This window comes from Enterobacter cloacae complex sp. 2015409, from assembly GCF_041365315.1.
Classification (GTDB): Bacteria; Pseudomonadota; Gammaproteobacteria; order Enterobacterales; family Enterobacteriaceae; genus Enterobacter; species Enterobacter pseudoroggenkampii.
In genome coordinates this window covers 1,489,005-1,508,449 of the sequence record NZ_JBFTVM010000001.1, presented here as the reverse complement: position 1 = coordinate 1,508,449, position 19,445 = coordinate 1,489,005, and the positions used below count along the sequence as shown (strand labels likewise).

The window sequence follows — 19,445 nt, the reverse complement described above, 5'->3', positions numbered from 1 at the left end:
ACACTTCAACGCGTTTGGGTTCGCCTCCTGAAATGACCTTGATCCCTGGCCATAATCCGTAATACTGTATTTATATACAGTATTTGGCGAGAAAGGCATTATGGACACTCTCTTTTCTTATCATCCAAACCAATCTATTGAATTACCGTTGTTTGCAGAGCGTGTAGCCTGTGGCTTCCCCAGCCCGGCGCAGGACTATGTGGAAGATCGTCTCGATCTTAACCGGTTGGCAGTGAGACACCCCAGTGCGACCTATTTTATCAAGGTGAGTGGAGACTCCATGATTGGCGCGGGGATCGGTGACGGCGATCTGCTGGTGGTCGATCGTTCGTTAAATGCCGAACATGGGGACATCGTCGTGGCGTCGGTCGCCGGTGAGTTTACGGTGAAAGAGTTACAGACCCGCCCGGTTCTGAGACTTCTGCCGCATAATGCCCGCTATCAGCCGATTACCTTTCAGTCCGAAGAGGAGCTGCAGATCTTCGGCGTCGTCACCCACACGCTTAAAACGCATAAACATGTTCGCGCTGGTTGATGTGAATAGCTTCTATGCCTCCTGCGAGAAGGTATTTCGCCCCGATCTGCAGGGGAAGCCCATCGTGGTGGTGTCCAATAACGACGGCTGCATTATTTCACTGTCGCCGGAGGCAAAGCAGTTCGGCATAAAAATGGGGGAGCCCTATTTTAAATTCAAAGAGAAGGGCTATCCGTCGCGGGTTTACGTCTTTAGTTCGAACTATGCGCTGTATGCCGATCTCAGCAGTCGGGTGATGCAGACGCTGACGGATCTCGCTCCGGCCATAGAAATTTACTCGATCGACGAGGCGTTCGTGAACGTTTCAGGGATCGGTAACTGCCTTGCACTGGAAGCGTTCGGACACCAGATGCGCACGCAGGTCTATAAAAATACGGGCTTAACCGTTGGCGTCGGTATTGCCCCGACCAAAACGCTGGCGAAGCTGGCCAACTATGCGGCGAAGCGGTGGGCGGGCACCGGCGGCGTGGTCGATCTCTCAGGCCGGGAGCGGCAGCGTAAACTGCTGGCAAAGGTGCCGGTAGAGGAGGTGTGGGGGGTAGGGCGGCGCATCACGAAAAAACTGAACGCAATGGGGATTACCACGGCGCTGGAGCTGGCGGAGGCCTCCTCGTGGGTCATTCGCAAACATTTCAACGTGGTACTGGAACGCACGGCGCGCGAGCTTCGCGGCGAGCCCTGCCTTGACCTGGAAGAGTACACCCCCACGAAGCAGCAAATCATCTGTAGCCGTTCGTTTGGACACCGCATTACCCAATACGAAGAGATGCATCAGGCGATTTGCGCCTACGCGGAGCGCGCCGCAGAGAAACTGCGCGGCGAGCATCAATACTGTCGTTTTATCAGCGTGTTTGTGCGCACCAGCCCGCACGCTGACAACGAAATTTATTACGGCAATCAGGCTTCTGTCACCCTGATGACGCCCACCAATGACTCGCGCGATATCATCCGCGCCGCCACGGAGGGGCTGGGGCGGATATGGCTCGACGGGTATCGCTATATGAAGGCCGGGGTCATGCTGGCGGACTTTTTCAGCAGCGGCGTCGCCCAGCTTAATTTGTTTGACGATAATCGTCTGCGCGCCAACAGCGCGGCGCTGATGGAGATGATCGACAGCGTAAATCACTCCGGCAAAGGGAAGATATGGTTCGCCGGGCAGGGGATTGAGAAACCGTGGGCGATGAAGCGTGAGATGTTGTCACCGGCCTATACGACGCGGTACGCCGATTTGCCGGTGGCGAGGTAGAGGATGGTTGCGTTATTTCTTTTGCATCAACCAGGTTGCCGCAGCCGCCAGCACGCCGATCAGCGGCATTTCGCCCGCTCCGGACAGGAAGTTATGGCGATCGATCTCATTATTTTTACGGATATCCGCAAGGCGGGTAAGTGCCTCTTTTTCATCCGCAGCGCCGATCTCCTCAAACTGTTTTTCAAACCCCTGAGCGATGAGCTGAGCGGCCGCATCGGTGTTTGCGCTCTCAATCGCAATGAGGTTCGGGCCTTTTTGGAAAAAACGGTAATCCGGCATACGTGCTCCAGAAAGAGGGAATACGGTAAAAACACTCTATTCTTTGCGATTAAAAAATGCACGTCATTTACGGCGGAAACAATCAGTTTTTCTTTATTATTTCAGGCAGTAAATGCTCAATCACGCTGACGACCTTTCTGACGCGCTGCGGAATAAAGCGGGCGTCAGGATAGACGGCATAGAGGAAGCGATCGGGTAACCGCCAGTCGGGCAGCACCGGTACCAGCGTGCCGGTTTGCAGCGCGCGTGTCACGAGCGGCTGCTGCATGCCGCCGATACCAATGCCGGACTCAAGCGCCTGCAGCAGCGCGTCGCTGGTGTTGGCACGGAAAACAGTATTCACGTTGACCTCGACCGTCTCCTCGTCAGACATCAGGCGCAGGGGAGCACCCAGCGGAATGCCGCTGAACCGCACGTGTGGCAGCGTCGCCAGCTCGCTGACGGCGCGTACCGCCTGAAAGCCGGGGGCGGCAAACAGCCTGGTTTCAATACGCCCCAGCACGCGCGCCGCATGCGCCTGCGGGGGCTCACTGCTCAGCCGTATCGCGACATCCACGCCCTCCGTCACCAGATCGGCAAGGCGGTCATCCAGGGAAAGCATCAGCTGCAGCTCGGGATGCAGACGCTGCAGCGCCAGCAGATGCGGCAAAAAAATCTGCCCCAGGCCGCTCGGTAACTGGACATGGACGCGCCCCTGAACGCTATGATCGACAGGATGTAAACGCCTCTCCGCTTCCCCCATGGCGTCCAGCACAAGCTGCATATCACGCCGGTAACGTTCACCCTGTTCGGTCAGCTTCATCTTACGCGTCGTACGGTGCAGCAGTACCACACCCAGTGATTCCTCAAGCGCCGCGATCTGTTGACTGACGGCGGACTGCTTAATACCGGTCTGACGGGCGGCCGCTGAAAACGAGCCCGCTTCAGCGACGCGCAGAAAGGTAGAAATGGCATTGAGCTTGTTATTCATTTAATGATTCTGCTTATAAGTGCCATCAGTTTCATGGGATATCTCCAGAAAAAATAATATATCACACTGCGTCTGTCACCCTTTCCGGAGAAACATCATGAATAAGATGCAGCAACACAACGTCGCCCTGGTCGCGGGCGCCAGCGGCATTGTCGGCAGACAGCTGGTCAATACGCTCCTGCACCATCAGTGGGAGGTGATCGGCCTTAGCCGCCATGCCGCGTCTCATCCTGACGGCATCCCCGTGGTGAACGTCGATTTACTGGATGCGCAGGACACTGCACGGGCGCTGCACGCCCTGAACGGAGTCACCCACATCTTTTACAGCGCCTGGGCGAACGCGGCGAACTGGGCAGACATGGTTGAGCCGAACGTCACCATGCTGCGTAACCTGGTCAGCACCCTCGAAACAGCGGCACCGCTGCAGACGGTAAGCCTGATGCAGGGCTACAAAGTCTACGGTGCGCATCTGGGGCCGTTTAAAACCCCGGCGCGGGAAAGCGATCCCGGCGTAGCGGGTGCCGAATTTAACGCCGCGCAGCTCACGTGGCTCAGCCAGTTTCAGCGGGGGAAAGGCTGGCACTGGAATGCCATCAGGCCGGGCGTGGTGGGGAGTGCGGTGCCGGGCAATGCCATGAACCTTGCGCTGAGCATCGCTCTGTACGCCTCCCTGTGTAAGGCGCTGGGTTTACCGCTGCGTTTTCCCGGTTCAGAACAGACCTGGCACAGCATTGTTGACCATACCGACGCCGGGCTGCTGGCCGAGACAACGCTGTGGGCCGCCACGTCACCTGCGGCACAGAATCAGGCCTTCAACGTAAACAATGGCGATATCTGGCGCTGGAGCGAGCTGTGGCCGCGCATCGTACGCTGGTTTGAACTGGACTCTGCGCCGCCGGTGAGGTTGTCATTTCATCAGCTGTTTAACGACTATCGCGGCGTATGGCGCGAGCTTGCCGAAGAGCGGCTGGTGGAAGCGGATATTTTGCAGCTAAGCGACGGGCGGTTTGCCGATTTTGTCTTTAGCTGGGATTACGACATGTTCGGTGACGGGAGCAAGCTGCGCAGGGCGGGCTTTACGCAAATGCAGGCGACCGATGAGATGTTTTTCCGCCTGTTTGCGCAGCTGAGAGCCGCGCGGATTATTCCCTGAGAACAGATGGCGTCCTGATAACCGTCAGGACGCCGAGGGCTTACTCAACCGCTAACAGATTGACGATCTCGGCCACGCTTTTCACGCTGCGGATGTTCCCAATCCCCGTGCCGAGCGCGATATAGCCTTCATCGGTGTTATTTTCCAGCATGCCCAGACGCAGGCCCCGTAATCCTCCCATCGCCTTGCCCAGCGCGTCGTTGCTTGCGCCTGCTTTATCCATCGATGCCAGTTTTTCCGCCAGCTTGCCGGGAAGCGCGCGGTAGTAATGGGGCACGGTGCGAAAAAGGAGTAAGTCCAGGCCGTTGGCGGCAACAATTTTCTCTTTGACCCCCTGCGGCACGCGGCTTTCTTCGGTACTGATAAAGACCGATCCGGCAAACACGCCTTCCGCACCTAACGCATGCGCCGCTCTGGCGGTGCGATTATCGGTAATACCGCCCGCGGCCATCACCGGGATGTGCTTCACGGCATCGGCAATCAGCGGCACGATGGAAAAGGTGCCAAGCGCCGTTGCGGGTAACGTTCCGCCTTCATCAAAACCGGTGGCGACGATAATGTCTGCCCCCAGATCTTCTGCGAGACGGGTGTTTTCCGGCGTGGGATTGATGTCGCGGTAGATAATAGCGATCCCTGCCTCTTTTAACTCACTGAACAGCGAGGGAATAATGCTGCCTTCCCCATAGCCTGTATATACCACGGCCCTGACGCCTTCCTCTTTTACCACCTTAAGAATTGGTCCAGTCCAGACGTCATTAACGGCGGTGGGGATCAGGTTCACGCCAAACGGTTTTTCGGTCAGCCGTTTGGTTTTACGAATTTCTTCGCGCATTTTTTCGGCTGTCGCTTCCGGCGTGGAGACCGCGGTGTCGGCGGTTAAGCCTGCATTGGGTCCCAGCACGCCGAGCCCGCCGGCATTGCTGACCGCGGCAACTAAACGGGCATCGGTAAGCCAGGATAACGGCCCCTGAATAACAGGCTTTTCGATACCCAGGATCTGACAGATACGGTTATTTTTCATAGCAGACTCTCCCTTACGTTTGAATGGAGGAGAGTGTAGGGTGCAATATTGTTAGGAAAAATAGCCCAAAAGATTCATCACTGTTATAAAATCAATAACAATATCCCGTTCGCGGTTTGAAATCCTTTATGCAAATAAATCTCTTTGAATCTATTCGAATTTTTATTGAAATTGTCGAGTCAGGTAGTCTTACCCAGGCGGCGGAGAATCTGCAGGTCCATCGCCCTGCAGTCACCAAAGCGTTACAGCTTCTGGAGCAACACAGCGGCACGCGGCTCCTGCAGCGCACAACGCGTCGGATTAGCCTGACGCCGGATGGGGAGGCGTTCTATCGCCAGAGTAAACCCCTGCTGGCGCAGGCGGACGAATTACTGGAGTCGTTTGGTACGGACCGGGCAATACACGGTCAGCTGCGTGTGGATATGCCGGTCTCTTTTGCCACGCTGCGGGTGATACCCAATCTGCCTGATTTTTATCGTCAGCATCCTGAGATCGACATCATTCTGAGCAGCTCTGACCGCCGTCGGGATATGCTGCGGGATGGTCTGGACTGCGTGCTGCGGGTGGGAGAGCTGGACGACGGCGATTATATCGCGCGTAAAATCGGGAACATCAAAATCACGACCTGCGCCAGCCCGGCCTGGCTGGCAAAACACGGTACGCCAGAAACGCCGGATGATTTACGCAAACATCAGGCCATCAACTGGATTAATACCAGCAGCAGACATATTCATCCGTGGACGTTTACCACGCCAGAAGGCGTCGCGGAGATGACTTTACCCGGTAAGCTTGTGGTGGATAACTCCGAGGCCTACATCGCGGCAGGCCTGGCCGGGCTGGGGTTAATGCAGGGGATGAATCTCTTTCTCCAGCCTTACATTGACCGCGGCCTGCTGGTTGAGGTCCTGCCAGCCTATCGCTCGCCGGACCGCAAGCTGTCACTGCTCTACCCACACCGTCACCTCTCCCGCAAAGTGCGGGTATTTACCGAGTGGCTGGAGAGTCTGGTGTGAAAACGGCCAGTTCATGGCATAGGGCCCCAATCTGCCCTACGGCATTGAGCAGGCGGGGCGTCGGTTCGTTTGCGCAGTTTAGCCGCAGAAAGTGCGTGAGTTCTGCGCCAGGAGAAAACAGGGGGCCGGGGCTGACGCCAATACCCAGCGCCAGCGCGCGACGATGCACCTCCAGGGCGTTGATCTGCTGAGGCAGTTCTACCCACAACAAAAAGCCGGCTGCGGGTACGTTTACGCGGGTTCCGGGGGGAAAACTGGCCTCGACCCGCGCCACGACGGCGGCTAATCCCACCGCGATCCGCCGCTTGAGCCGCCGCAGGTGACGGTCGTAGTCGCCGCTTGCCAGCATCTCGCTCGTCGCGGCTTCCAGCAGCGGTGCACCAGCCCAGTCTCCGGCCATGCGGGCCTGCAAGACCTGCGTGTGGTAGCGTCCGGCGGCAATCCAGCCGATTCGCCACCCCGGCGCAAGCGTTTTAGACAGGGAGCTGCAGTAAATCACATTCCCGCTCTGGTCGAACGCCTTGCAGGCCGGAGGGCGTTGCCCCTCACCGACCAGATCTCCGTAAACATCGTCCTCAATCAACGGAATTTCTGCCTCTTCAAGCAGGGCAACCAGTTCCTGCTTGCGTGCGACGGGCATGCTGGCACCCAACGGGTTTTGCACGGTGGGTGAGGCCAGGACGGCAGCGGGGCGATGGCAGCGAATGGCGTCAGCCAGCGGCTCCAGCAGCAGGCCTTCCACAGGGTCGGTGGGGATCGCTAAGGCCTTCAGGCCTAAATCCTCCAGCAGCAGGAGCGTGCCAAAGTAGGCGGGCTGCTCAATTGCCACCACATCACCTGGCTGACACACGGCCCGAAGTGCCAGGCGCAGCGCCTGCGTCGCGCCCGAGGTGATAATGAGATCGTCCGCGCTGAACCGGGCTCCCCATTGCGCAGAGCGCGCGGCAATCTTACTTCGTAGGTCTGCTCTTCCCGGGGGCAGGCTGTAGCTCTGTCCATGCGCTTCCAGACGACGGCCCGCGGAGTGCAACGCCCGCTGCAGCGCGTCTCCTGGCAGCCACGCGGGATCGGGCAGGGCGGCGCCCAGCGGGATCAGCCGGGCTTCTGCACTGCTGAACAGCGACCGGGCCACGGCGGATAGGGTGACGGGGACCGGACCGGGTGAGGAGCGCGCGGGCTCCACGCGCGGTGACAGGCTGGTCTGGCGGATGTAGTAACCTGAACGCGGGCGCGCAACGATCAGCCCTTCAGCCTCGAGGCAGCGAAGGGCCTCCAGCGCCGTCGGAAGGCTAACGTGCTCGCGCTCGGCCAGTTTACGCGCGGAGATCATCCTGTCACCGGCGCGCAGCGCGCCAGACGTCAGCGTGAGGCGCAGCATCTCGGCAATTCGGCGATAGTGTGGGGACGACTGGGACGGGGCAGACATGGGTATCTGTTCAGGCTAATTTTCGATAAAACTGACTATACAGCCAATGATGCGCGCCATCTATAGTGTCCGGCATGTTCAGGACAAGGAGGCATTATGCACAGCGATAATTTCAACATTTCCACCTATTTCAAACGCATAAACTACACCGGACCAGCGGCTGCCGATACGGCCACCCTGCATGCGCTGATGCGTCATCAGCTCTTTTCCGTTCCCTTTGAAAATCTGGACGTGCAGGCGGGTAAAATTGTCTCGCTGGCGCCAGACGACATTGCCGATAAGGTGTTAACGCAGGGGCGTGGCGGCTACTGCTACGAGGTAAACGGGCTTTTTGCCATGGCGCTGGCGGCGTTAGGGATACCTTACCGTTTCGTGGCGGCGCGCCCGATGTTCTACCCCGCGCGGCGGCCGAAAACCCATATGGCGTTGATTGCCGAGGTGGAGAGCCGACAGTGGCTTTGCGACCTCGGGTTCGGCAGCTACGGCATTCGTGCGCCGATGGCGCTGGACACGCTTGATGTGGATATTACGCAGGATTTCGACACGTTCCGACTGAGCCGCAATGCGGAGGGCGAATATCTGCTTGAAGCGAAGGTGGAGGGAGAGTGGGCCCGGCAATACGGCTTTGATCTCACACCTCAGGAATGGATTGATTTCGTCCCGGCCAACTACCTTAACTCCACGCACCCGGATGCGATCTTTGTGCAGAAGCGGGTGGTGGTGCAGCACAGCCCGGAGGGACGTCAGATTTTACTGGGCGATATGCTGAAAACCATCACCGCGAACGGCACTGAAGCGCGGCAGCTGGCGGAGGATGAAATCCGCCATGTCCTGAAAGACCGTTTTGCACTGACCGCCGCGTAATCAGCCGGGAAACGGTGGAGCCTCAGCGCAGTTCATCTTCTGTGGCTTTGCTCTGAGTGCCCCACTGTAACAGCAGGCTAAACGACGCGGGTAACACGGTCAGCGTCACCAGCGTCGCAACCAGCAGCCCGCCGATGATGGCATAGGCCATTGGACCCCAGAAGACCTGGTGAGAAATGGGGATCATGCCCAGAATGGCGGCACAGGCGGTCAGACAGATGGGTCTGGCCCGGTGTTCCGCAGCCGCCATAATCGCGGCATCGTTTGTCATCCCCTGAGCAAGATTGCTGTCAACCTCGCTAATCAATATCACCGCGTTCCGCACGATCATCCCCGCCAGGGCGATGACGCCCAGCAGCGCGACAAACCCCATCGGCGTTCCGCCGGGCAGCATAGCCAGCACGATCCCCGGTAAACCAAACGGGGCCATCAGGAGGGCCAGCAGCATCCGGGAATATCGCCGCAGCTGAAGCATCAGCAGCAACAGCATGATGACCAGCGTTACCGGAAGAACGGTAAAGACGGAGCTGTTCCCCTTATCCGATTCGGCAACCGCGCCGCCTTCTTCAATGCTGTAACCTGCCGGCAGGTTCGCGCGCAGTTTATCCACCGCCGGACGCAGCGCCGCGGATACCGCTTCAGCCTTCAGCCCCGGGGCAAGATCCGTTTGCACAGTGATAAAGGGCACGCGCTGGCGACGCCAGATAACCGGATCGTCCACGCCCCAGACCGGCGTCGCGACGGCGCTGAGCGGAATTTTTTTACCGTCATTCCCCTGAATCGTGAGCAAGGAGAGGGTGGCGGTGCTGTGACGTTCATCGTCCGTGGCCCGGAGCACCACGTCGACAAGGCGGTCGTTATCCCTGATGGACGTGACAACGCTGCCGGACCAGACGGTGTTCAGCGTGCGGGCGAGGCTTTCTGACGATATTCCCGCCGCCCTGGCCGCCGTCTGATTCACCTCAAGGGTGATGACCCTCTCCGGCTCTCCGGCCGTCTGGTTAACGTCGCGAGAGAACGGGGACTGCCCAATCGCGTCCGTGAGACGGTTCGCAAACGCCCGGACCTGCAGATAATCAGGCCCGCTCACCCGGTATTTGATAGGCCAGCCGACGGGGGGCCCCAGTTCAAGGGGCGACACGCGCGTGATGATGTCGCTAAATTGTGTCGCCAGGAACCTGTTCAACTGCGCATGCAGACGATCCCGCGCCTCAAGGTTCTTAGCCACCACAACCATCTGGGCGATATTTTCATTTTCCAGCAGCACGTCCATCGGCAGGTAAAAACGGATGGCGCCCGAGCCAACGTACGTCGAAAAGCGATCGATATTGCTGTTGTCGGCCAGCGCTTTTTCAAGCTTTTCCACCTCTCTTAACGTTTCCGGCTGCGACGCGTTGGCCGGAAGCGTCAGGCTGACCAGCAACTCGGGCCGGTCCGAGGCGGGGAAAAACTCGCCCTGCATAAACGTCGTGCCGTACACGGACAGCCCCAGCGCGGAAAGGGCGAGCAGCACGGTAGCGACCCGGTGACGCAGTGCCAGGCGTAAAAGCCGTCCGTACCCGCGCGCGATCTTTCCGGGACCCGCCGCGTGATGTCTGACTTTTTCCGGCAACAGCCACGTGCCCGTCAGCGGCGAAAACAGGATCGCGACGGCCCAGGAACAGAGCAGGGCGATGAGCACCACCGCAAACAGGGAAAAGCAGTATTCACCGGCGCTGGAGGCCGCAAAACCAACGGGAATAAAGCCGGCAATCATCACCAGGGTACCGGTGAGCATCGGGAAGGCCGTCGTTTTGAATGCATGGGTGGCCGCATGCCGACGGGAATCCCCGGCTTCCAGCCCGGAGACCATCGTTTCGACGGCGATCATGGCGTCATCCACCAGCAGGCCCAGGGCAATGATCAGCGCCCCGAGCGAGATACGCTGAAGGCCGATGCCTGCGAGCATCATGCCGGCAAACGTCATGGCGAGCACCAGCGGGATGGCCGTCGCCACCACCAGTCCGGCCCGTAAACCCAGCGAGACAAATGAGACCGCCAGCACGATAACAACGGCTTCGATAAGCACCCGGATAAACCCGCTTACCGCATCACTCACCACCGCTGACTGATCGGCGACTTTCACCATCTCAATACCGTGCGGCAGCCCGGCGCTGAGGGTCGCCATTTTTGCGTTCAGCGCAGCACCGAAACGCAGCATATTGCCCGTTGGCGCCATCGAGACCGCCAGCCCGATAGCCGGTTTGCCGTTCACCCGGTAGGCCGGGGCCGGTGGCTCGGCGATTTCCCGGGTGACGGTGGCAATGTCGGTTAGCGGGATATAGCGATTGTTAACGTGCAGCGTGACGGCGCGTAAACTCTCTTCGGTCGTGAGCGCCCCGCTGACCTTTATCGCCATGTTCTCCTGCCCGGTACGCATCGTTCCTGCCGGGACAACGGCGTTTTGCGCCCGGAGGGCGTCGGCGACCGCCTGAATATCCAGCCCCATACCGGCCAGGCGCGCCGGAGAAAAGGCGAGAACCCACTGCTCCTGCTGTTCGCCCAGCAGGGTAGTTTTTCCCATATCCGGCAGAGACATGAGCTCGCGCCGTATTGTCTCTGCGCGATCCCGCACCTCTCGCAGGGTGAAACCATCGGGAATAAAGGCGTAAATTGTGCCGAACGTGTCGTCAAACTCGTCGTCCACGGCAGGCCCCTGCACCCCTTCAGGCAGGGACGGCGCGATGTCCTGCATTTTTTTGCGAACCTGATACCAGATGCCCGGCACGCTTTGCGGGGGCGTATCGTCACGGAGGTTGACGTGGATAACGGTGCGTCCGGCCCGGGTTTCACTTTCGAGATAGTCCAGCCAGGGCGTTTCCTGCAGCTTTTTTTCAAGCGTATCGGTCAGCAGTCGGGTGGTATTCGCCACGGATGCTCCCGGCCACTGCGCGGAGACGACGGCCGTTTTAATGGTGAATGCCGGATCTTCGTTACGCGGCAGCTTTTCATAGCAGAACACGCCCATCGCAATCACCAGCAGCATGAAAAAGCTGACCATCTGCTGGTTCTTCAACGCCCAGGCGGAGAGGTTAAATTTGGTTTCCGATCCTGTGTTCATGGCTGAACCTCTTCGGCAATCACCGGCTCGCCGGATCGTAATGTGCTCACGCCCGCTGTAATCACCCTGTCGCCGGGCTCAAGGCCGGAGGCAATCATGACAGAGGTGGCCGTATAGCTGGCGGGCACCACCACGCGTAGTTGCGCCCGCGACTGCGGGGTAATCACAAAAACCGCCGGTTTGTCGCCGGCTCGGGTCAGCGCGGACGCGGGAAGGGTGTACCCGTGCGGGGCTGACGATGGCAACGTGACGGTAACGCTGGCACCCAGCGCCATGGCCGCCGGCGGGTTTTGCAGGGTGGCCCTGGCGCGCCAGGTGCGGGTCTGAGGATCGGCCTGCGGGGTGATATCCCGCAGTAGGGCAGACGCCTGTACCGACGGTGCGCTGAGCAGGGAAACCTGCAAAACCGCCTTATCCAGAGGCGGGATCGTATCGGGCGCGGCAATATCAAACACCACGTCGCGGACTTCCCCGGTTGCCAGCGTCAGCACGGACTGACCGTCGCTGACAACCTGTCCCGCAGAGGCGTTCACGGCCGTAATGACGCCCGCTTGTGGCGCGTTCAGGCGCGTCCAGCCGAGGCTTTCGCGGGCATTTCGCCACGCGGCCTCGCTGCTTTTTAAGCGCGCGCGGGCGACAAGCCAGTCCGCACGGGCGCTGTCGAGCTGCGTGCGGGCTATCGCACCCGTTGGCATGAGCTTTTGCATGCGACTGACGTTAAGCGCGGCGACCTGCGCTGAGGCTTTGGCGCCTTCATAATCGGCCTCAGCGCCGTCGAGCTGGTTTTGCCCGGTCGTATTGTCAAGCGTGGCCAGCAGCTGTCCGGCGGTGACCCTGTCACCAATATCGACGCTACGCGTCAGCATCCGGCCCCCGGTACGAAAGCTCAGGGTCGTTTCATCGTGGGCATGGATCTCACCGGTTCTTTCCAGCGCGGGAAGGGTTTGAGTGGTGCCAACGACGACGTAGCGTACCGTTCGCACAGGGTTGGGCTTATTTTCGTGTTTATCACCGCAGCCGGTCAGCGGAAAAATCGCCAGCGCAAGCAGGGCCAGGGGAAGAAAATGCAGCCAGGAAAGGGTGCGCGCCACGCCGTACAAATGATGCAGGCAGTGGCGGAGGGAGAGAAAAAATTCGTCTGACATAACGCCGCTCCATAAAGGGAATGGCGTTATTAAATGCGCGCTACGTCGAGAAAGATTCGATGTTCTGTCAAGGCTTTATCAAGAGTGGCGATTTTCATTATCGGAGGGATGCCAGGGCAACAAAATGCGCACCGCGAGGCCGCCGGTTTCCGGTAATGACGCGCTAATCTCACTCCCATGCGCCTGGCAAATCGCCCGGGCGATGGACAAACCAAGGCCGCTGCCGCCGGAATGCCGCGCGCGGGACTGCTCCTCGCGGCTAAAGCGTTTAAACATTTCCGGTAAGAACTGGGGCGACACGCCCGGCCCGTCATCGGTGAATTCGAGGATGTAATGCCCGCTGGCGTAATGCAGTGCCACCTCAAGGTGACCGCCTTCGCGTCCGTAACGTAGCGCATTTTCCATGAGGATGGTAACGACCTGCCCCATACGGAACGCATCGCCCCGGAAGGGGCTGGTGTGCGGGTTACGCAGCGTTATCCTGAAATGATGCGCATCCGCCTGGGGCATGATCCAGGCAGCCCGCTCCTGAATCAGCTCATCCAGACAGAACGGCTGGTCCTCCAGCACAAGGTTACCCGCGTCTGCCAAAGAGAGAAGGTGGAGTTCATCGGTGAGGCGGTTGAGGTGCTGGAGCTGTTTCATCACCATGCCCAGCTGCGCCGGGCTGGCATCAAACACGCCGTCTAACATGCCCTGCAGACGCCCGATGGCGGCCGTCAGGGGCGAGCGCAGCTCATGCGCCATCGCGACGTGCGAGGCGCGGAGCTCTTTCTCATAGCGGGCAAGTTGTCCCGTCATAGAGTTAAAGTCGGTCGCAAAGCTGACCATTTCTGCCGGTGCATCTTTGATCAGCTCTGCCTGACGGCCAAACTGACCTTCGGCGACATCCTTTGCCGCATCGCGAAGTCGGCTGAACTGTAGCGCCAGCGGGCGGGCGTGTTTTAGCCCCATTACCACAATAAACGGGATCATTACCAGCACCAGCAGGGCTACCGTGACCCAGTCGGCTGAGGCGATAGACGGCGTGGAATAGCTCAGGCCCCACCATGTGTCCACAATCGTGTGGAAGCGGGCCGGATTGGCCTGCGGGTTCTGGCTGAGCGTAAGAAACTCCTGCCGGACCGCTGGCGGCATCTTGCCCATGATCCAGTAGTTTTGTACCGCATAGCGCAACCACATGCAGGTGGCAATGACGATCACGCTGCCGATGGCCAGCGCTAAAATGCGTGCGCAAATCCAGCGCCACAGAGAGGCGTGTCGGTTTTTTATCATGGCTGTCTGAACCTGTAACCCACGCCGCGAACGTTGATCAGCACGCCGGAAATACCCGCCGCTTCGAGTTTTTTACGCAGGTTATAAATATGGGTGTCCACCACGCGCTCCAGCGCCTCGCTTTCCGGCAAGCAGTGTTCCAGTAAATACTGGCGGGAGAACGGGTGCGCAGGAGAACGCAGCAGCGTTGCCAGAAGCGAGAATTCCGTTGGCGTAAGATCGAGCATCACGGGGGCGTCGTCGCCGTTATCCACGCTCGCCACAATGGCGGCGACATCCACCTCCAGCGTTTGCCAGCGAAGGATCGCTTCGTCTGTCTCTTTTTTACTGCTGCGCCGCAGCACCGCCTGCACCCGCGCCACCACTTCGCCCGGATGATAAGGCTTCACAACGTAATCATCGGCACCGTAACGCAGGGCGCCAATGCGATCGGGAGTATCCCCCATGGCCGTAACCATAATCACCGGCACATCGCTTTTACGACGCAGGCCCGCCAGCACCTCGGTGCCGTTAAGCCCCGGCAGCATTACGTCCAGCAGAATGAGGTCGGGCTTCCACCGCTGCGCCATATCCAGGCCGGAAAGACCGTCCCCGGTAATGGTCACGTCGTAATTTTCACGCCGTAAATAGGCTTCGAGCACGCCAGCCGCATCGGCGTCATCTTCAATAATCAGCACTCTTCTGGACAACATCCGTTCACCTTGACCATTTCTTAACACTATCCCGACGATTCATTGATTCAGCCAAATCATACTGCGCCAACATTGTGTGGTCGCCCCTGAATCAGGAGACGCCAGCGTCTGTATGGAGAGCAGTATGATAGCGATAAAAAAAGTCCTGTATATGTCCGTCCCGCTTCTGATGGTCGTGACGTCTGGCGTGCAGGCGGATGATGGCACCGCGTCCGATTCCTTAACCGTCGGGCTGGGAGGGCAGTATGCCCCGCGTTACTCAGGCTCAGACAAGCAGGTGTGGCAGGTGGTTCCGGTGCTGCAGGGTCGTAAAGGCGCTTTCTTTATTGATGCGCAAAAAGGGGTGGGATATGACCTGCAAAATGACAGCGGTTGGTATTTCGAACACACGCTGGGCTACGACTTTGGAAGGGCTGAGAAAAATTCTGGCTGGCGTGAGGGGGCAAACAATCTGAAAGGGATGGGGGACATTGATGCCACCCTGAATACCGGCCTTGCCGTAGGCTGGCAGACCGAGCCATGGCTGAGTATGGAAGGCAAAGCGACGCTGCCGTTAACGGACAGCCAGGGGGTAAGCTATCAGGCCTCCGTGACGCTAATCCCTTTACAAAATAACCAGGACACGGTCGCCTTGCAGTCTGCGGCCCTGTTTGGCGACAGCCGTTATCTGAATACGTGGTATGGGGTCAGCGAGCAGCAGAGTCGCCGCACTGGATATCGCCGCTATTCAGCGCCGGGTGGATTTTATGGCGTCGATACCAGCCTGACCTGGAGCCATCAGTTCGATGCTCACTGGGGGACGGTCCTGAGCGCGGACTATACCTGGCTTAGCGATCGTGCGAATAACAGCCCGATCGTGATGCGGCGCAACGAGGGGTCTGCAACCGCCGCTATCACCTGGACATTTTAAATTCGCAGAGCACGATGTGAGCGAGGGGAAGAGGATTACTTCTTCTTATCCATCATCGCTTTTAAATCGGCAAACGGGTTAAACGTGGCGACGCCCACGTCTTTTTGCGCGTCTTCCCCTGCGACCACGGTGGTGCCGTACTGATCCGCTTCGGTGTATTTCGAATGCTCGTGATCGTGGCAAAACAGGCACAACAGCTCCCAGTTGCTGCCATCTTCCGGGTTATTGGTATGGTCGTGATCGATATGGTGAACCGTGAGTTCACGCAGATTGGAATAGACAAACTCGCGCGAGCAGCGTCCACACACCCATGGATAGATTTTTAATGCTTTTTCGCGATAACCGCTTTCCAGCCGCGCGTAGTTTTTAGGGATCAGAGCCATTGCCGGTTTTACCTGCCATGAAAAAAGTGGGGGATATTATATCCCATTATGGCGCGTAATGACGCCCCGCTCAATTCTGTCAATTTATTTGAATCATTCCGTTAAATAAACGGCATTTATTCTTACCGGGTAATGCGTAAAGTGGACAGAACGCAACGCATTATCAGGACACATGGTTATGAAAAAGATCGGGTTTTTATCCTTTGGTCACTGGACGCCTTCACCGCAGTCCGGCACGCGCTCGGCGGCAGACACGCTGCTGCAGTCCATCGATTTAGCCGTGGCGGCTGAAGAGCTGGGGGCAGACGGCGCGTATTTCCGCGTGCACCACTTTGCCCGACAGCTTAGCTCGCCGTTCCCTCTGCTGGCCGCCATTGGCGCAAAAACGAAGACCATCGAAATCGGTACCGGCGTGATCGATATGCGCTATGAAAATCCGATGTACATGGCCGAAGATGCGGGCGCGGCGGATCTGATTTCCGGCGGTCGCCTGCAGCTTGGCATCAGCCGTGGCTCGCCGGAGCAGGTCATCGATGGCTGGCGTCATTTCGGCTATGTCCCGCAGGAAGGGGAAAACGAGTCGGATATGGCGCGTCGTCATACCGAGGTGCTGCTTGAGGTGCTGCGCGGGGAAGGGTTTGCCAAACCGAACCCGCAGCCAATGTTCCCGAATCCGCCGGGGCTGCTGCGCCTGGAGCCGTATTCTGAAGGGCTGCGCGAGCGTATCTGGTGGGGCGCCGGTTCAAATGCGACGGCCGTATGGGCGGCAACGCTGGGAATGAACCTGCAAAGCTCAACCCTGAAGGACGATGAAACCGGTGAGCCGTTCCATATTCAGCAGGCAAAACAGATTCGGGCTTACCGTCAGGCCTGGAAAGAGGCAGGGCATACGCGCGAGCCGCGGGTGTCGGTCAGCCGCAGTATTTTTGCGCTGATGGACGACCGCGACCGGATGTATTTCGGTGCCAGCCGCAACGACAGCGATAGCGTGGGGTATCTTGATGAGAAAACGCGCGCCATCTTCGGGCGCAGCTATGCCGCGGAGCCGGACAAGCTGGTTGAACAGCTGAAAAAGGACGAGGCGATTGCCGAGGCGGACACGCTTTTACTGACCGTACCGAACCAACTGGGTGTGGATTATAATGCGCACGTGATTGAGTCTATTCTCAAACATGTCGCACCGGCAATGGGCTGGCGCGAGTAGTTCCGCTAGCAGCCGTGAGATCGTAATGGAAAACCTGGCCCTCTGGTATCGCCGTTTTGGCGAGCCAGAAACCGTTCTGCAACCTGAAACCGCGCCGCTGGGGGCGCTTGCGCCGGGTCATCTCCGCGTGCGAATGCTGTATTCTCCGGTGAACGCGTCCGATCTCATTCCCATTACCGGCGCCTACCGCCACAGAACCCCGTTACCGGCGGTAGCGGGGTATGAAGGTGTCGGCGTTGTCACCGAGGCGCCCGCCTCGTTTAAGCATCTGGTGGGCAAGCGCGTCCTGCCGCTGCGCGGTCAGGGCACCTGGCAGCGCTATGTTGATTGCCCGGCAGAGTATGCGATACCCGTTCCGGACACCGTCGACGCACATCTGGCCGCGCGGGCCTATATCAACCCGCTGGCGGCGCAGATGATGCTGACCCGCTACCCGCCTCGTGGAAAGCGGGTGCTGCTCACGGCTGCCGGGTCGGATTGCGCCATCCTGCTGGGGCAGTGGGCGCGTCAGGCGGGGGCGGAAGCGGTGTACGGCATTCACCGTTCTGCCGTGCATGCTGAACGGCTGGAGGCGATGGGCATCATTCCCGTCGCGCAGCATGACGCAAACAGAATTGGCACCGTCGCCGCCCGCAGCGATATCGTCTACGATGCCACCGGCGGGCCGCTTGCGGAAGCGATCCTCAGCGTGATGCCCGAGCAGGGCATGTTTGTTTGCTACGGCCTGCTCTCCGGGCAAACCTTCAGACAGCAGCGGCCCGTGCCGCGCGTGGCGTGGTTCCATATCCGAAACGGTCTGGATGCGCTCAGCGCTGAGGCGTGGCGCGCCGAGTTTGACCGCATCTGGCTTAATTTGCCCAACAGTGGGTACAGCGACGTCACGGTGTATCCACTGGCGGAATGGCAGAGAGCGATCGGTACGTATCGCGAAGATGGAAGGACCCGCAAGCCCCTCCTGTCGATGGCGGACTGACCGCTATTGATGGCTCATATCGCTCAGCAGCACGGCGATACTTTGCCCGCCCGCCGTCTGCTCAAGACCAATCTTGACGATGATGGTCAGCGGAACGGAGAGCAGCATCCCAACGGGCCCGAGCAGCCAGCCCCAGAATATCAGGGACAAAAAGACCACCAGCGTGGAAAGTCCCAGCCCTCGCCCCATCATGCGTGGCTCAAGAATATTACCGAACACCAGATTGATGACCAGGTATCCGGCCAGCAGGATCAGCGCGTCATAAAGGCCGCTGAAAACCAGCACCTGAAGGATAGGGGGGATCGCCGCCAGCACGGAGCCGATGTTGGGAATGTAGTTAAGCGCAAACGCCAGCAACCCCCAGACAAACGCAAAGCGAACGTCCAGCGCCAGAAGCATCACCCAGACAACACCGCCCGTGACCAGACTAATGGCGGTTTTCAGCACCAGATAGCGGGAGACGCTGTCCAGCGCGCGTTGAATCGCCCCCATCCCTTCAACCGGACGGACCATCATCTGCTGCAGTTTTGCCGGCAGCTGCGGTACCTCCAGCAGCATGAACACCACCGTTAAAAACAGCAGGAAAATGGATGTCATGGCATTGGAAAGCTGTGCCAGCAGGCTGGTGACGATCGTCATGGCCGCATTGGGGTCGATATATTTCAGGAGTTCCTCAACCGAGACTTCGATACCCGCGCGCTGCAGCCAGGGTTCAAGCTGCAGCAGCGGTATCGCCAGCGAAGAGCGGTATTTTGGCAGCGTTCGCGCCAGTTCGTTTAGCGAGGTCCCCAGATACGCCACCAGCAAGACCATCGCCACAATAATGATGCTGATAAGCAGCGTGATGGCCAGCACGCGCGGAATGCGTAGCCGCGTCATGCGCTGTACCAGTGGATTAAGGATCACTGCAACAAACAGGGACAGAATAAAAGGCACAATAATGTCGGCGGCAAAACGAACGCCTGTCAATATGATCACCAGCATGCCCAGCATGATGACAATTTTTAACCCGTTCAGGGTAATGATGGGTTTAGCCATGGTGACTCCGGAAAAATCTTTTTATTTATAATAAAGGTGAAAGGCATTGCAATAAACTAACCAAAATCAAACGGGATGGGTAAAGAATTGCAAAGACTTTGAGTAAAACCCTGGCTTATGGTACAAATTTGGTGTGTTTAACTACCGAGGACAATTTTCATCCGCAAAGACGAGAAGCAACAACGCGGATAATTGTAATTTTATGGACAATATGT

At 58.6% G+C, this 19,445-nt stretch carries 18 protein-coding genes; 8 read left to right on the top strand and 10 right to left on the bottom strand.

The features are described from left to right. Positions 1–100: 100 nt before the first annotated feature. Together umuD and umuC are read left to right on the top strand one after the other, a co-directional pair. A complete protein-coding gene (gene umuD / locus ACDO57_RS07165; protein WP_024909162.1) occupies positions 101–535 on the top strand; it encodes a translesion error-prone DNA polymerase V autoproteolytic subunit in 435 nt (144 codons plus the stop codon). Then, a complete protein-coding gene (gene umuC, locus ACDO57_RS07160) occupies positions 519–1,781 on the top strand; it encodes a translesion error-prone DNA polymerase V subunit UmuC (protein WP_048991191.1) in 1,263 nt (420 codons plus the stop codon). Before umuD ends, umuC begins: the two co-directional genes overlap by 17 nt. Positions 1,782–1,793: 12 nt before the next feature. Here umuC and ACDO57_RS07155 read toward each other — a convergent pair whose 3' ends face one another. Both ACDO57_RS07155 and ACDO57_RS07150 read right to left on the bottom strand, forming a co-directional pair. Next, entirely contained in the window at positions 1,794–2,063 is a 270-nt protein-coding gene (locus ACDO57_RS07155; RefSeq protein WP_032651072.1) for a hypothetical protein, read from the bottom strand. An 82-nt stretch (positions 2,064–2,145) separates the two neighbouring features. Further along, positions 2,146–3,033 carry a LysR family transcriptional regulator gene (locus ACDO57_RS07150; protein WP_048991190.1) on the bottom strand — a complete coding sequence of 296 codons (888 nt, stop codon included), beginning with the start codon at positions 3,031–3,033 and terminating at the stop codon, positions 2,146–2,148. Between the two features lie 97 nt (positions 3,034–3,130). On the opposite strand from ACDO57_RS07150, the gene ACDO57_RS07145 reads away from it, so the two are divergent. After that, positions 3,131–4,186 (top strand): SDR family oxidoreductase, encoded by a 1,056-nt coding sequence (locus tag ACDO57_RS07145; protein ID WP_090417213.1) that lies wholly within the window; start codon positions 3,131–3,133, stop codon positions 4,184–4,186. A 40-nt stretch (positions 4,187–4,226) separates the two neighbouring features. On the opposite strand, the gene ACDO57_RS07140 is transcribed toward ACDO57_RS07145, so the two are convergent. Beyond that, the gene (locus ACDO57_RS07140) at positions 4,227–5,207 is read right to left on the bottom strand and encodes a nitronate monooxygenase family protein (protein WP_048991186.1); all 981 of its coding nucleotides are present in this window, start codon (positions 5,205–5,207) and stop codon (positions 4,227–4,229) included. Between the two features lie 128 nt (positions 5,208–5,335). On the opposite strand from ACDO57_RS07140, the gene ACDO57_RS07135 reads away from it, so the two are divergent. Next, positions 5,336–6,220 (top strand): LysR family transcriptional regulator, encoded by an 885-nt coding sequence (locus ACDO57_RS07135; protein ID WP_048991185.1) that lies wholly within the window; start codon positions 5,336–5,338, stop codon positions 6,218–6,220. On the opposite strand, the gene ACDO57_RS07130 is transcribed toward ACDO57_RS07135, so the two are convergent. Next, the gene (locus ACDO57_RS07130) at positions 6,192–7,646 is read right to left on the bottom strand and encodes a PLP-dependent aminotransferase family protein (protein ID WP_267214721.1); all 1,455 of its coding nucleotides are present in this window, start codon (positions 7,644–7,646) and stop codon (positions 6,192–6,194) included. The two genes, ACDO57_RS07135 and ACDO57_RS07130, sit on opposite strands and share 29 nt — an antisense overlap. Before the next feature lie 96 nt (positions 7,647–7,742). Here ACDO57_RS07130 and ACDO57_RS07125 point away from each other — a divergent pair, with 96 nt between their 5' ends. After that, positions 7,743–8,510, top strand: a complete 768-nt coding sequence (locus ACDO57_RS07125; protein WP_370883761.1) for an arylamine N-acetyltransferase — start codon at positions 7,743–7,745, stop codon at positions 8,508–8,510. 22 nt (positions 8,511–8,532) lie between these two features. Here ACDO57_RS07125 and ACDO57_RS07120 read toward each other — a convergent pair whose 3' ends face one another. The 4 genes from ACDO57_RS07120 to ACDO57_RS07105 all read right to left on the bottom strand — a co-directional run bounded on the left by ACDO57_RS07120 (position 8,533) and on the right by ACDO57_RS07105 (position 14,722). Then, a complete protein-coding gene (locus ACDO57_RS07120; protein ID WP_370883760.1) occupies positions 8,533–11,610 on the bottom strand; it encodes an efflux RND transporter permease subunit in 3,078 nt (1,025 codons plus the stop codon). Beyond that, positions 11,607–12,755, bottom strand: a complete 1,149-nt coding sequence (locus ACDO57_RS07115; RefSeq protein WP_048991178.1) for an efflux RND transporter periplasmic adaptor subunit — start codon at positions 12,753–12,755, stop codon at positions 11,607–11,609. Before ACDO57_RS07115 ends, ACDO57_RS07120 begins: the two co-directional genes overlap by 4 nt. A 78-nt stretch (positions 12,756–12,833) precedes the next feature. Then, positions 12,834–14,030, bottom strand: coding sequence for a sensor histidine kinase (locus tag ACDO57_RS07110; RefSeq protein WP_370883759.1), 1,197 nt, complete (start codon positions 14,028–14,030; stop codon positions 12,834–12,836). Then, positions 14,027–14,722, bottom strand: a complete 696-nt coding sequence (locus tag ACDO57_RS07105) for a response regulator (protein ID WP_048991176.1) — start codon at positions 14,720–14,722, stop codon at positions 14,027–14,029. The genes ACDO57_RS07110 and ACDO57_RS07105 overlap by 4 nt, the downstream gene beginning before the upstream one ends. Positions 14,723–14,846: 124 nt before the next feature. Between ACDO57_RS07105 and ACDO57_RS07100 the strand changes: the two genes are divergently transcribed. Further along, complete coding sequence (locus ACDO57_RS07100; protein ID WP_061715379.1) at positions 14,847–15,632, top strand: MipA/OmpV family protein; 786 nt, start codon at positions 14,847–14,849, stop codon at positions 15,630–15,632. 35 nt (positions 15,633–15,667) lie between these two features. Here the strand turns inward: ACDO57_RS07100 and yajD are convergent, their stop codons facing one another. After that, positions 15,668–16,015 (bottom strand): HNH nuclease YajD, encoded by a 348-nt coding sequence (gene yajD / locus ACDO57_RS07095; protein ID WP_003857471.1) that lies wholly within the window; start codon positions 16,013–16,015, stop codon positions 15,668–15,670. Positions 16,016–16,193: 178 nt separating this feature from the next. Between yajD and ACDO57_RS07090 the strand changes: the two genes are divergently transcribed. Further along, a complete protein-coding gene (locus ACDO57_RS07090; RefSeq protein ID WP_048991174.1) occupies positions 16,194–17,219 on the top strand; it encodes an LLM class flavin-dependent oxidoreductase in 1,026 nt (341 codons plus the stop codon). Between the two features lie 25 nt (positions 17,220–17,244). Continuing rightward, a complete protein-coding gene (locus ACDO57_RS07085; RefSeq protein ID WP_370883758.1) occupies positions 17,245–18,192 on the top strand; it encodes a zinc-dependent alcohol dehydrogenase family protein in 948 nt (315 codons plus the stop codon). Between the two features lie 3 nt (positions 18,193–18,195). Here the strand turns inward: ACDO57_RS07085 and ACDO57_RS07080 are convergent, their stop codons facing one another. Further along, complete coding sequence (locus ACDO57_RS07080; protein WP_024909146.1) at positions 18,196–19,230, bottom strand: AI-2E family transporter; 1,035 nt, start codon at positions 19,228–19,230, stop codon at positions 18,196–18,198. Between the last annotated feature and the right edge of the window lie 215 nt (positions 19,231–19,445).